The organism is Calothrix sp. UHCC 0171 (assembly GCF_034931845.1).
Taxonomy (GTDB): domain Bacteria; phylum Cyanobacteriota; class Cyanobacteriia; order Cyanobacteriales; family Nostocaceae; genus Brunnivagina.
Window position 1 is genome coordinate 20069 of sequence record NZ_JAYGHN010000010.1, and the last position, 14291, is coordinate 34359.

General features: G+C 39.0%; 8 protein-coding genes. 1 reads left to right on the forward strand and 7 read right to left on the reverse strand.

The features are described from left to right. Positions 1 to 135: 135 nt before the first annotated feature. From VB733_RS09955 to VB733_RS09975, 5 genes are all read right to left on the reverse strand, one after another. Positions 136 to 6114 carry an AAA family ATPase gene (locus tag VB733_RS09955; RefSeq protein ID WP_323339932.1) on the reverse strand — a complete coding sequence of 1993 codons (5979 nt, stop codon included), beginning with the start codon at positions 6112 to 6114 and terminating at the stop codon, positions 136 to 138. 325 nt (positions 6115 to 6439) lie between these two features. Next, on the reverse strand, positions 6440 to 7453 hold the full coding sequence (locus tag VB733_RS09960; RefSeq protein ID WP_323339933.1) for a phycobilisome rod-core linker polypeptide: 1014 nt from the start codon (positions 7451 to 7453) through the stop codon (positions 6440 to 6442). A gap of 435 nt (positions 7454 to 7888) precedes the next feature. Beyond that, positions 7889 to 9055: an NDP-sugar synthase gene (locus VB733_RS09965; RefSeq protein ID WP_323339934.1), complete on the reverse strand. Its 1167-nt coding sequence runs from the start codon at positions 9053 to 9055 to the stop codon at positions 7889 to 7891. A 309-nt stretch (positions 9056 to 9364) separates the two neighbouring features. Then, positions 9365 to 10204, reverse strand: coding sequence for a ScpA family protein (locus VB733_RS09970; protein WP_323339935.1), 840 nt, complete (start codon positions 10202 to 10204; stop codon positions 9365 to 9367). Positions 10205 to 10622: 418 nt separating this feature from the next. Continuing rightward, complete coding sequence (locus VB733_RS09975) at positions 10623 to 11684, reverse strand: AI-2E family transporter (protein ID WP_323339936.1); 1062 nt, start codon at positions 11682 to 11684, stop codon at positions 10623 to 10625. Between the two features lie 360 nt (positions 11685 to 12044). Between VB733_RS09975 and pdxH the strand changes: the two genes are divergently transcribed. Next, a complete protein-coding gene (gene pdxH, locus VB733_RS09980; RefSeq protein WP_323339937.1) occupies positions 12045 to 12695 on the forward strand; it encodes a pyridoxamine 5'-phosphate oxidase in 651 nt (216 codons plus the stop codon). A 21-nt stretch (positions 12696 to 12716) separates the two neighbouring features. Here pdxH and VB733_RS09985 read toward each other — a convergent pair whose 3' ends face one another. Beyond that, the gene (locus VB733_RS09985) at positions 12717 to 12911 is read right to left on the reverse strand and encodes a hypothetical protein (protein WP_323339938.1); all 195 of its coding nucleotides are present in this window, start codon (positions 12909 to 12911) and stop codon (positions 12717 to 12719) included. Between the two features lie 471 nt (positions 12912 to 13382). Beyond that, the gene (locus tag VB733_RS09990) at positions 13383 to 14204 is read right to left on the reverse strand and encodes a DUF3153 domain-containing protein (RefSeq protein WP_323339939.1); all 822 of its coding nucleotides are present in this window, start codon (positions 14202 to 14204) and stop codon (positions 13383 to 13385) included. Positions 14205 to 14291: the final 87 nt, after the last annotated feature.

Below are 14291 nucleotides of genomic sequence, written 5' to 3' on the forward strand. Positions count from 1 at the left end.
TATAATATATTGCACCCTCCTATTTTGAGTTGATTGAATAGCAAATTTCAAGCTAATTCCTACTACTGTATGTAGCAGGAGATAACTTATAGATATGGTGACTTTATTCTTTTCAAAATTCCACTAGATTAATAGTTAAATAGGAATTGTAATCATAAATTCTGTACCTAGTCCTAATATAGAGTTGACAGCGATATTGCCACCATGTTTTTCCTCAACAATTTGCCGAGCGATCGCTAATCCAAATCCTGTACCTTTACCGACTTCTTTAGTAGTAAATAAATGGTCAAATATCCGGTTTTTCACATCTTCAGTCATTCCCTTCCCATTATCAGCAATAGTAATTTTTACCTGATTATTCTCAACTGAGGTTTTAATGGTGATTTTGTTGGGATTTGCTGTAATTTCCTCAAAATTACGCCCGATGTTGCACTCATCCAAGGCATCAATCGCATTGGCAAGAATATTCATAAATACCTGATTTAATTGACCAGGAAAACACTCAACTTGTGGTAAATTTCCATACTCTGTAATTACTTCAATCGCTGGACGTAGTTCGTTAGCTTTGAGGCGATGTTTGAGAATTAAGATGGTGCTATCAATGCCTTCATGAAGGTTAAAAGATACTTTATAGTCTTTATCGGCACGGGAAAAAGTGCGTAAACTGGTGCTGATATTTTTCAACCTGTTACACGCCATCACCATGGCATCAATCATTTTGGGCACATCTTCCAAGCAATAATCTAAGTCAATTTCCTCGGCATGTTCGAGAATTTCCTCTCCTGGGTTAGTGAGACTTGCTTGATATAACTTCAGGTGTTGAGTGATATCGGCAACAGTGGGTTTTGCTTGCTGGAGGCTAGCAGCAATAAAACCAAGAGGATTATTCATCTCGTGAGCGACACCTGCAACTAAGTTACCTAGTGCCGACATTTTCTCATTTTGTACTAACTGAAGTTGGGTTTCCTGGAGATTTTGCAGGGTTTCTTCGAGTTGGGTTGCTTGTTGACGAGTTTCCAGAAGTAAATCTGTTTGTTGGAGTGCAACTCCCATTTGGGCAGCGATTTGTTTGGCAAATTCAATTTCCGAAGATTCCCATTCACGTGAGCGATCGCATTGATGAATGCAAAGTAAACCCCACAGTTCATGATTTTGCAGAATTGGTACAACTAAGGAGGCTCTGACATCAAATTGCTGCAAAATTGCCCGATGACAGTCTAGTACCTCTGCTGTTTGTACATCTGGCATTGCACATATGCGTCCCTGTTTATAGAGATTTGCATAGTTTTCGCCAAAACAATGGTCTTGAATTTTCACAGCTAAAGCCGAAGTAAATTCTGGTAGCACATCTTCGGCAATAAATTCCCCATAATTGTAATTTTCTCCCAAATGAAACTGATAAATGCCGACACGGGAAACATTGAGAATACGACGCATATTTTGAGTTACCGCCCGAAATATTGCCCCTAAGTCTAAAGATTCTCGTATCTGAGTCACAACATTAAATAGGGTTTTTTGTTGCTTCAGGGACTGTTTTAGTTGTTGTGCTTTTTCTTGAGATTCTTGATAAAGACGAGCATTTTCGAGAGAGATGGCTGCTTGTACAGATAACATTTGGATCACTTTGAGGCGATCGCTGGTAAATACCCCCGCAGTTAAATGATTTTCTAGGTAAATAATCCCCACCAAATGTCCTTGACTGATAATAGGTGTACACAATACGCTCTTGGGTTGATTTTCGAGCATATATTTGCCAATGACACCCAGAATATCCGTTTGCAGATTATCAATAACTATTGTTTGTTGAGTATTTTTAACATAGTTAATAATTTTTACAGGAATATCTTGACAATCGTCTAATAATTGTGAATCAAGAATAGTTTGAATTTGAGAGGGAGAATTATTTTGATCATTAATGAAGGTAATTGCTTTGACTTGCCAAGTAGTTTTTTGGGGAATAATTAATGCAGATTTTTTCGCACCAGAGTTTTCCAGAATAATTTGCGTGAGACTAGTGACGAGTTGATCTAATTCGATGGTGCTAGAAATCGTTTGAGCAGCTTTAAGAACAGAACTCAAATCCAGAGCCACCGAAATGTTAGTGCTGCTAGCAGTGGAAGTGTAAGTGGATGATGAGCTTACCGGAAAGGCAATAGTGGTGATGGTTTCGAGAGGATTGAGGTTCAATTTTCGTTGTTGCAGGATCGGTTGAAGAAGTCGGGGATAGTCTTGTTCTAGGTTATCAGTTTTGGCTTTTGCTCCCCAACGGGCATAGCAGTAATATGCTTCTTGCATATAAGCTTGGGCGACTTTTTCTTTACCCAATTCCAGATAAAATTTCGCTGCCAGTTCATTGCCCAGTGCTTCTTCACCAATATATTCGTGTTTTTTGGCTGATTGAATTGCTATTTCATAAAATTCCATCGCCTCTATGTTTTGTTCGCAGATGCGATGTTTTTCGGCTTCCACCAGTTGCCATTTATGTAAGTAATTCATGGGTGCATGGTGTGCCCATTGTTGTAAAATAGCTTGATTCTCTTGTACTCGTTGCCAGTGATTGTCTGATTCTGAAGGAAATTCGGCAATTTCCGTAAGTGCAATTAAAGAATCATAGAAGTAAAAAATGGGTTCGGCTGCACTTCCCACACATCCAGTTAAATACTGTCTGGCTTGGAATGCGTCTTTTTGCGATCGCTTTACGTCTGCGAGTAAAAAATTTAACCCCGCTCGATACATATAAAATTGAAATAAGCGCCATAAATCATTAGTGGCTAATGCTTCGGTGACAATTTGTTCGGCATAGCCATCTTGACGTAAGCATACTTTTTCCTCTGATTTTCCCAGTAGGGTGAGAGCCGCTTCCCAATAAATGAGGCAATGGTTTGAACTTGTGACGAGGTTAAATTCTTGTAATTGTTGGTAATAAGCACGAATTTGGGATTCATATTCAGGCAAGGATTTGCTACTCCAGTAGGCATTCACGCCGAAATTTTGAACGTTATAGCCAAAAAACTCTAAATTGCCAGTTTCTAAGCCTGCTTGACAACCTTCCCGCAAAATTGGCAATGTTTCTTGCAGATGGGCGGTGCAGTGGTAGAAGTATCCACCCAAGACAATAAAAGTTGCGGCTCGAATATTTTTGGCTTCTGGTTCGGAAGCGAGTTGGTAAGCTAATTGTCCAAACTTTTGCGCTATACCCATATCTTGCCAAGTTGTACTCAGTTGGAAAGCATAACTGACATAACTGTAGGCAGAAAATAAGCAGTTACCAAATAGAATCGAAAGTTTCACCTGAAGCGGCACAATCAGCAAATATAGTGGCGAACCCGTCATATAACAAGCGGGAATCAGACTGGTAGCAATTTGCATAATGGCGAGTTTTTCCCCATCCACCATTTTTGGTAGATGAATAAGTTCCTCAACCGAGCGATCGCCAATTATAGCTGTTATTTCCTGTCTTGCTTGTTGAATATCTTCCTGGGTGGGATGATTAGGTAAACTAATTCCCAACTTTTGTAAAATAAATTTACCTGTGGCGATCGCTTCTAAAAGTTGATTCTGGGAAGTTAGAGACTGGATTTTTACTTGATATACTTGCACTGTATCCAGAGGTGTTTGGGCATGATCGATTACCGCTTCAATTAATTGATTCATCTGCGGCAAATCACCTAATAATGAAGCAATTTCGGCAGCTAATTCATGTAGAACCAAAGTTATTTGATATTGTCGCTGCCAAGCTTCTTTCCCCAGAATTTGTAAGCCAAATTTGGCATATTCACGAGCGGCTTGATATGCAGTTGCTGCCCTCGCTTTCCGGCAAGCTGTGAGATTAAGTTGGGCTAATTCATCGAGCTGCGCTTGTTCAACTATTAAGGTAGTTCCATAATTCAACTGATTGACTAACTCAAAAATACGTTCTTCCCTGGCTTCGGACGAAATTTTGCGGAGTAATAATTGCCCAATGTGATAATGGACATTTTGTTTTTGCTCATCAGGAATTAGGAAGTAAGCAGCTTGTTGAACCCTGTCATGGAGGAATTTATAGGTAAAAATTTCCGTATTTTCTTGACTCACAGTTTGATGTTCTGAGCCAACAAAAAACTTATAAATCTCACTTTGGGGTAAAATCAAACCTTCCTGTAATGCATTCCACAAATAAGCTGCCGTTTCTATCTGGGATTGTTCGGAAACTATTGCTAATGTTTCTAAATCAAACTGGTTGCCAATACAAGCAGCTAACTTCAACAAATCTTGAGTTGATTGAGGTAATCTCTGCAACTGCAATGTCATAAACTCAACAACATCATATGTCAGAGTTTGTTGCTGAACTTGGATAATATCACATTGCCAATAGCCCTCGTCATAATTAAATATAATTAATTTATCTTGATGTAATGCTTTCAGGAATTGTGTTGTAAAAAATGGATTACCTCCTGTTTGTTGATAGACTAAGTTCGCAAGAGGTAACGCTAAATCCTCAGTACAACTTAGTGTGTCAGCGACTAATTGGTGTAAATTCCAACTACTGAGTGCCGTCAAGGTAATTGTATTAATTACTGCTGCATTTCTCTGGATTTCATCCAACATCAACATCAACGGATGAGCAGTTGATACTTCATTATCTCGATATGCTCCAATTAATAATAAATAACCCTGATTGATATCACTAATTAATAACTGGATGAGCTTCAAGGAAGCCGAATCTGCCCATTGTAAATCATCTAAAAATAACACTAAAGGATGTTCTTGATGAGTAAATAATTTAATAAATATTTGAAATAATAAATTAAATCTATTTTGTGCTGCACTACCTGATAATTCTGGAGCAGGAGGTTGTTTTCCAATAATTCGTTCTAATTCCGGGATTACTTCAATAATTACCTGGGCATTATCTCCTAATGCTTCAATAATTTTATCTCTCCATTGTTGAAGTTGTTTATCACTTTCCGTTAACAATTGTCCCATCAAATCACGGCAAGCTTGTACAAATGCCGAAAAGGGAATATTACGATTAAACTGGTCAAATTTACCTTTAATAAAATAGCCACGTTGTTGAACAATTGGTTTATGAACTTCATTAATGACAGCAGTTTTACCAATCCCAGAACAACCAGCAACCAACATCAACTCACTATTTCCTACAGATACCCTAGCAAATGCTTCGAGTAACTTCTCTACCTCCGTTTCTCGACCATATAACTTATCTGGGATAATAAAGCGATCGCAAATATCACGTTTAGCAATTTCAAAATCTGTAATTTTCCCTGTTTCTTGGAGCTGCACCAGGCATTTTTCTAAATCATACTTTAATCCCAAAGCACTCTGATATCGATTCTCGGCATTTTTTGCCATTAATTTCATAATAATATCAGCAAGGGTTGGGAAAGTTCCGCCTATATTTTCTAAAATTGGCGCTTGTTTAGCAATATGAGAATGCACCAACTCCATGGCATCATCTGATGGAAATGGCAACTTGCATGTCAGTAATTCGTAAAAAGTCACACCTAAAGAATAAAAATCGGCGCGGTAGTCTATCCCCCGGTTCATGCGTCCAGTTTGTTCAGGAGAAATGTAAGCCAGGGTTCCTTCTAATAAGTTAGGACTAATTATTGTTTGAGTTTCTCTAGGAAGTAGAGAAGCAATACTAAAGTCAACTAACTTTACTTGTTTTGTGTCAGGATTAATTAAAATATTGGCAGGTTTAATATCTTTATGAATTATGTTACGACGATAGAGAAAATCTAATATGTCACATAGGGATATAGCAACTTGTAAAAATTCCTGAAAAAATGTAACATCTTGTATCTGTCGTGAATCAAAATAATCTTTGATGGAAATTCCCCCAAAGTCTTCCATTACTAACATATAGCCATTTTCATATGCTTCGAGGCTATAGGTTTGGATAATTCCAGGAAAGTGAAGATTTTTGGTGATAGTGTACTGATTCCGAAATTGTACTAATTCACTAAAGTTGGGGTAAGGATTTTTCAGTAGTTTAATCACCACTGGTAATAAGTCATTCTCTCGAAAAGCTCGATAAACTAAGGTTCTGGAACCATGATAAATTTTTTCGCTGACTTGATATCCGGGAATACTAACCTGGGTGCTAACCATACTGCTACATCCTTACAACTTCTATACCTAGTATTCCCAGATAAGTAAATAAATAGACATCTCCTTGATTCATGATTAGTCTACAAAAAAGTTAAATCTGAGATTGATGTTCGAGCATATATTCTCCAATCACATAGTCGCAATTTTGAGTTGTTATTTGCGGTAATTAAAGTAAATACAGTTGTAGATTGAGGATATTTTTCTGGGCATTGAGGTGATTGCTGAGACAAGCAACAAAAAAATCATAATTTTGCTCCCTCACTGAGTCGAATTGACTCAGTGGAAATAGTTATTACAGGAAAAAAGCAAGATTTAGGAGATTTTCCTAGAAAAACACGCGACTGCGCCATTTATTGAGTCTTGCTTCTCCAATTGTTGCCAAGCGTCGTGCATCCGCGATTTGTTCTTCTAATGCCGAAATTTGGGCTGATTGAGAATCTGCTTGTTGCTGTAAGGATGCATACAAATCAACTGATGGTGCAGCACCCTGGGATTGCCAAGTAGAAATTTGTGCAGCACCAATACTAGCAAAAGGACGAAGTTCTGCCAGTTGTTTTTGCAATGCCTCAATCAACTTAGCTTGCTCGTCAATTTGTTCACTGAGAGGTTGATTCAAATCAAATAAAACGTCTGGGCTAGTTGGTTCAACAGTTTCTTCTTTTGGTTTTGGCTTGAATAAATCAGCTAACAGTGAACCAACATCGGTATATTTTTGAGTTCCAAAAGGGGTATTAGCAAGTAAAGAACGAATGAGTTGCGCCTTATTTCCCGAAGCCAGATTTTTATCGCTACTGGAATTACTTCGCTGTAATTGAAACATGTTAGTAAATCCAATGATCTTTTTCCCATTTTGAGTTTGAAAACCTCTGGGGAAAGGTACAATATTCTCGCCGAAATTATCTAAATACTCATCGCAGTCAAGATAGGAGTCAATATCTGCATCAAACCCCTGCTCATCGAGGATTTGGCTGTGATACCTCATTTCGCTATAATCCTCAGGGGCACGTCCGAGCAAATGCTTAAAGTTGAGTTCAATAGTTCGATAGCGATAGCAACTGTCAACAAATTTGGAACGATATAGATAGGATTTGGCAACATAGCGTACAAATTCGCGCACTGTCATATCACCTTGGCGAAGTTGCGATTCGGGAACTTTTAAGCGTTCACTTTCCATAACGTGGGCATTTCCCAGCACTTGCCGATATGCAGCCCGAATCACAACCTCGATTTCATCGGATGATGCACCTTGCCACAATTCAATCGGAGTTACATCTTCCATGACTCCAACGTTAAATTCTGATATCCGGCTGAGGGTAGAGTTGACAAAACTACTAGCCACTACAAAACCTCCAGTAATTAAAGAGTAATTAAATTTTTGAGATTCTTTGTTAATAATAGAGACGTAACTAAATGCCGTCCCTCTTATCTAAAAGTGCTTGATAAGCATCATCTAAGTTATCAAGCTTTGGTATTATAGTTAGTTAATTTTTTTTACAAGTACGAGGCAGGGTTGAAAAGGATAGGGAGAAATAGGGATGTGGTGTATATCTAAGTATTAATACGTAGACTAAATCTACAATATTTTGCTAATTTAATAGCATCTCTAAATTATATCTCAGTATTTATAACTATCCTCATCACCTTAGTGCTGTAATAAAATAGCCTTCTCTCAGGGAACTGACCACGAGGGAAGGCTGTTTCAGCAGGATAGCGAACTAAACTGTCTTGCTGTATACATTAATGCAGAAAAGTATTCTGAATACCCTTCTATTGATTAACCTGCATTTGTCTCCAATAACTCAGCGATCGCTTGATGTTCGAGGGGAGTTTGTGACGGGGGTGCTTGCCGTGCATCAGTAATCAACCAATCTAATGCGGCTTCTTGAACATCGATGGTTGCGCCAGTTTTATCGACACAGTAACGACCAAAGACCAGCTTATCAACCAAACGCACACCAGGTCCCAAACGCGACCATTCAAAGATGACGCTATTTTCCACAGTCGCACCACTACAAATCCAGCAGTTGGGACCAATCATCGCTGGACCAACTATTTTAGCTCCATCTTCAATCTTGGTCATCCCGCCAATGTACACTGGACCAGTAATCTCAACTTTGTCCCAATTAACTGCTACATTCAACCCCGTATAAATCCCAGGTGCGACTTCATGACCAGGAATTTGCACATTTTTGATTTCGCCTAACAGGACACCGCGAATAGCTCGCCAATAATCGGGGACTTTACCAATATCCACCCATTCAAAGTCCATCGGTTTGGCATAGAAGGGCGCACCCATTTCCACTAGTTTGGGGAATAATTCGCTACCAATGTCATATTCAACACCGGAAGGGATATAGTTTAATACTTCTGGTTCAAAGATATAAATACCTGTGTTGATATTGGTGCTGAGTGCCTCTTCAACCGAGGGTTTTTCTTGGAAAGCCTTGACACGTCCTTCTTCGTCAGTGACAACGACTCCATAGCTAGGAACCTCTTCGCGAGGCACGGTTTTGGTGATAATAGTGGCGATCGAACCTTTAGAGCGGTGCCATTTAACTGCTTCAGTTAAATCCAGGTCAATTAAAGCGTCACCACATAAAACGACAAAAGTGTCATCGAAAAACGGTGAGAAGTCTTGGATGCGCTTCATACCGCCAGCAGAACCGACCGCTTCCCCGATTAAATTACCTTCAACAATCTTACCTTCAAAAGAATAAGCAATTTGTACGCCAAACTTCTGACCATCGCGGAAATAGCTTTCGATTTCCTCAGCCAGATGGCTAACATTGACCATAATTTGGTCAAATCCATGCTGACGTAACAGTTCCAGTAAAAATTCCATCACTGGCTTTTGCAGGATGGGAATCATTGGTTTGGGGGTCGTATAGGTAATAGGACGAACTCGCGTACCCTTACCTGCTGCCAGAATCATCGCCTTCATATATATTTATTCCTCTTTATTCCTCAACCACAGCCAGTTTACTTTGATGTACGTGATACTTAATCATCGGTTTATTTCTACTTTAAGTCATCCTGAAAAGCACGGATTCAGGGATTTTTCACACCTACACAAGCACAAGCCATAATTACAGACGTTGTCATGATGATTTACTGTTCATCCTTCCAATTTACCTAGAATTTGGTATCTGCTGTACTAAAATTATGTAAATGGGCAGTATTAAGTTGGCGAGTAGGACATTTGCAGAAGATGTGAAGAGGGCAAAATCAGTATTTTTCCTGACTTCCTGATTCAACTTGCCGACAAATCAGTTTTACTCGTATTTGCAGGATGTGCTAGCAAGCGAATTTTCAGTTCCTGATAAAAATCTTCCTGGTATAATTCAACTTTGGATTGTGCTGAGAGTAACAATAATGCCCAGAACACACCAACTTTATGGCTATTTTTTGAGGATTCGCGATCGCCTGATAAGGTTTGTGTTGGCTTTTTGAACACCGTCCATAATTCTAACAGTTGTTCTAAGTTCATCCATTCTTGTTCTAATGCAAACTCGCTGGCTGAACTATATAAAAGTTGTTCGAGTTCCCCGGCAACTTCGCTTAAATTTTCTTGATGCGACATTTCAATTGCTTGTCGCATTGTTCGCACATTGTCAACGTTACGTGTCCGAATTGGCTTAATTACTTCTTTTTGCTGAACTTTTTTGAGTTGATCAGCCATGACTTGCAATTGCTCAATCAGTTCGGCAAGGGTAACGCGACGCTTTGGTGGTGGCATTGCGGCTGAACGACGACGTAATGCTCTTTCTAAGGGAAGTCTGGCTGTTCGTAAAAATGCATCCTCTTCCCCTTCCCCTAAAAACTCGTCCATTAAGGCTTCTTGTGCATCTTCGGCTGCTTGCATTTGCATTAAGGTGTTTGCCTTAAACAAAACCAGCATTGAAGCCGATAAAAAGGCTTGCCCTGATTGAAATAAATCAGTTTCGTAACCCCGCCTATTTGCTTCTGGAGCCATTAATTCCAGAAAACGGTCAATCACCTCAATCACCTTAACATCCCAAGGATCGATATCTCCTTGTTCCGCTTGGTCAATAAGTTGCGTAATTGTTTCTAATAGTTCCGAAGCATCCATTAATTAGCACTAAACAATTGGGAATAAAATGACTGAATAATAGTAACGCGAGACTAGCGATCGCCATAACTGCTAATTTTAACTGTCTCGTTGGGAACTCAAAATTAAGTAATTATTGTTTTACCTAAATATTCCCTGTTGTTGAAAACTTAGTTAAGTATCTTCAAAGTATTTAGAAGTATATTTATATGCTGAATTTATGCTGACAAAATTTTATTGATTAGATATTTAACCTATTAGTCTTAGGGTTTACAGGAGCAATATTATCGGAAAATAGCAAGACCATCAAGTATCTCATGATATTTTTATACTTATTTTTGAGTCAGAAATGATACTAAATATTCTGAGTTAGTTGATGAATTGGGGGAATTAGGAGTTAGATTAAGAGTTGAGTAATGATTGGCGATCGCAATTCCCTTTAGGGTTCAGAAATGTCTTTGCTGACTTTGAGGGCATCATAAGTACCTTTAATCGTTCCAGCAATGGGGATAGCAACTAGCGTCCCTAATAATCCCGCAATCTCGAAACCCATCAAAATCGCCACAAAAATCCAAATCGGATTTAAGCCAATAAAATCGCCGAGTAATTTAGGTGCGAGCAGATTGTCTTTGATTTGCTGCATAATCATCGCTGCCGATGCAACTTTAACAGCTAACCACAAGTTTTGCAGCAGCACTAACAGCGTTACTAATCCAATTCCTAACGTGGCTCCAATCAAGGGAATCAGTTGGGAAATCCCAATGATAATCGCGAACAGCAGAGCAAAGGGCACTTGGAGGACGAGGAAAATAGGAGTCAAACAGCCTGTCATAAATAGGGCTAGGAGAATTTGGCTGAGAAAAAAGTAATGAAAATTTAACCTGAGGGAATTTGTCAGGGGCAAACGAACATGTGACGGTAAGAGGTGTGTCAAGCCAGACCAAACCTGCTTACCATACAGAAGCATGTAGAATGCGAGGACAATGACTAAAACAAAGTTGAGTATTCCCGATAATAGGGAACTAGCCAACCCAACTGCATTAGACGGTAATTGCTGCAATAAGTTTTTGATGTATAACTCAATGTTGTCATTAACTTGTTTGCCAACAACAGTAAAATCTAGTGGCAAGCGTCGTTGTCTGGCGATATTCTCAAATCGTTGAAGATTTGCTTGGCTTTCTGATAACCAGTTAGGTATTTTATTTAATAACTGCGTAGTTTGGTCAATTAATATTGGTACAAGTGTCACCCCTAAAATCACAAATAGCGTTAAAGTCACTAATAAAACGATAATTACTGCTTGGGTGCGACTTAGACGTGCCGTCTCAAAAAATTTCACCGGATAATTGAGTAAAAATGCTATTAGTGCCGCACTGCTAAGAATAGTAATTGGGTTTTGGAAATAGCGAAATATCAGAGACAGTATCCAAGCATTGAGAGCAATGATAGGACCACTCAGTCCGTAAAACAACAAATTTTGAACCAATGCTGAACGGCGCATAGATAAATGAGAATGGGGTTCGGGTAATTGGAGTTAGGTTAAAAATATTGCTTTCTGTATTTATTTTTTTATATTCTTTACTAGATGAGAGTTGGCAATTTAAAATCTCAAGTTGGTTTTAGTTAATGCAACTCAACCACTATAATAAGGAATTTTCAAGCAGAAGCAATCTCCAGCCAATAATCAGCAACCGTTCTCATGCATCTATAACTTTGCTTCCTCAGCCTGACACCATTTCACTAAAATCGTGAAACATATCCAAATTCTGAAACCCTTGTAAAATCAGGATTTCTTAATTGCGAATTGCGAATTGTGAATTGGTATGACTCCCCATTCTCCAATCATCAACAGTAGATTAAAATGGATAAAGCGATCGCAGACCTACGCAAAGATTACACGCTCAAAGGTCTTTTGGAAACTGATATTGACCCGAATCCGTTTGTACAATTTCAACAATGGTTTGCACAAGCACGCGCTGCCGAACTTCCCGAACCCAACGCCATGACATTGGCGACTACCACACCAGAGGGAAAACCATCGGCTCGAATTGTCTTATTAAAGGATTTTGATAGTAGAGGTTTTGTTTTTTATACCAATTACAACAGTCGCAAAGGGCAAGAGCTAACCAGCAATCCTCAAGCAAACCTCGTATTTTGGTGGGCAGAACTTGAACGCCAAGTGAGGATTTACGGAAAGATTGAGAAGGTATCAGCACAGGAATCGGATGAGTATTTTTACAGTCGCCCCTTAAATAGTCGTCTTGGTGCTTGGACATCTAATCAAAGCGAAGTGATTGCCAGTCGTGATGTTTTAGAAAAACACTTTGCAGAATTACAAAATAAATATCCAGATGGAGATATTCCCCGCCCCCAACATTGGGGTGGATTCCGAGTCATCCCTAACGAAATCGAATTTTGGCAAGGTCGCCCCAGTCGTTTGCACGATCGCCTGCGTTATACTCTTGTAGAGAATAATCACAATAGTTGGCAGATTGAACGGTTATCTCCTTAAGGATTTTTCTGTCAAAATGCTTCAAATATTCTTAAAATTATGGCTTTTGCGTCTTGCTCGTCTGATGGTTCTCTGCTGTAGATTCACTGAATCCTCTTCAGAAGTATCGGTTAATACAAACTGCAAGTTTACTGAACGCAGGCGTGAACCGCCTGGAATTCTACGTCTGGGCACACCTCGAACTGGTGGTTGGGTTCTACGAACACGAATAGGCATGATTTTATCTCCCTGAAAATTTTCGCAAAATTCTGTCAAGGCTTGTAATTGCAAGTCTTGAATAATGGCTTATTTAAGTTTTGAGATTTAAGTTTTGAGATTTAAGCTTTGAATTTTCTCTATTAGTTATTACAGGAGTTATTGCTGCGACTCCGGAAATTACATATGATTCATTAAGTCAAAATACTGAGAATGTAATATTTTTAATGCAATAGTTTAATCGTACTAAGTAGGTCGGTGGAAAAAAATACAACTATGTTAAGAAAGATAAACAAGGCTAAAACCCTCTTCCCTCCTGCCTCCTGCCTAATCCCAATGATAAATATTCACGCCTACTTACTTACAAAGTAAAAAGGGCAAACTAAACAGTAGTTTACCCTGAAAATTTTGTGTATTTGTAACATACAAATTTAGTCTGATGCTGCTGGCAAATATTGTTTCAGCAGTTAAAGCTCACTTAGAAAAAGCAGGCTAAGACTGTGCGATCGCAGATTTTTTGTCTTGAATGGTAGGATCGGGCATGAAGGTATATCGCAAATAAATTCCACCCCAAACTACTAAAATAATGATTAAAGTCCCGATACCCAAGGGGCTAGGTAGCCAAAATGTGACTTCAATGTGATTGAGTTCTCCAGGCTGGAAATGCCAGATTAATTGTTTCCCATTACGTTCTGGTGTAATTGCACTGGGATTTTCTATGGCTGTGTTTTCGTCGATGGGTTGGCTAGTTTGGGGAATATTCTTTGCGCCCCAAGGAGCTTTCAGGTTAAATTCTAAGTCGAGAATTGAACCTGCATTCGCTAAAACATTACCATTATTAGAGATGAGAGCGAGCGATCGCAAGTCTAAATCATATATCAAGTGATTGCGTACTAGTAGCAAAAAGTTATTTTGGAATAACAGCAAGTTCGATTCTATTTTGGGTAAGTCAGATGCGGATTCTGAGGCTTTTGCTTTTTGCTTAATGTTGGGATTAAAAAATTCGTTATATTTAGCTTGTAATTCCTGCCCATTACTGAAGGGAATTGATACAACTAATTCTTCTTTGGAAATTCGACGGGCTTTTCCTGACAATTTACGGGCGCGACGTTCAATGCTGTTGAGCCATTCATATACGGAATCGCCGCTAAAACTAGTTAATTTTTCGCCTAAACGAATATGCTGTACCAACTCGCCGGAATTTGCATTGGCGAAGTTAACACCAACATCGTATTTAACGCAACCCGACAATAGCAGGGATGCTAATACTACAAACCAAACAACCCTTGTGCGGCGAATTATTAATTTCATCATTCGTTTGCAATTTTCCCCCACAGCAAAAACCTCCGCAATACTTTAAGTGGTATGAATAATACAAGAACGTAGACTTCCAGAACTGTA

What these genes read in the sequence shown, in the direction of transcription:
- VB733_RS09955 (WP_323339932.1), bottom strand. Translation starts at nt 6,114, where the DNA reads ATGGTTAGCACCCAGGTTAGTATTCCCGGATATCAAGTCAGCGAAAAA.
- VB733_RS09965 (WP_323339934.1), bottom strand. Translation starts at nt 9,055, where the DNA reads ATGAAGGCGATGATTCTGGCAGCAGGTAAGGGTACGCGAGTTCGTCCT.
- VB733_RS09970 (WP_323339935.1), bottom strand. Translation starts at nt 10,204, where the DNA reads ATGGATGCTTCGGAACTATTAGAAACAATTACGCAACTTATTGACCAA.
- VB733_RS09975 (WP_323339936.1), bottom strand. Translation starts at nt 11,684, where the DNA reads ATGCGCCGTTCAGCATTGGTTCAAAATTTGTTGTTTTACGGACTGAGT.
- pdxH (WP_323339937.1), top strand. Translation starts at nt 12,045, where the DNA reads ATGGATAAAGCGATCGCAGACCTACGCAAAGATTACACGCTCAAAGGT.
- VB733_RS09985 (WP_323339938.1), bottom strand. Translation starts at nt 12,911, where the DNA reads ATGCCTATTCGTGTTCGTAGAACCCAACCACCAGTTCGAGGTGTGCCC.
- VB733_RS09990 (WP_323339939.1), bottom strand. Translation starts at nt 14,204, where the DNA reads ATGATGAAATTAATAATTCGCCGCACAAGGGTTGTTTGGTTTGTAGTA.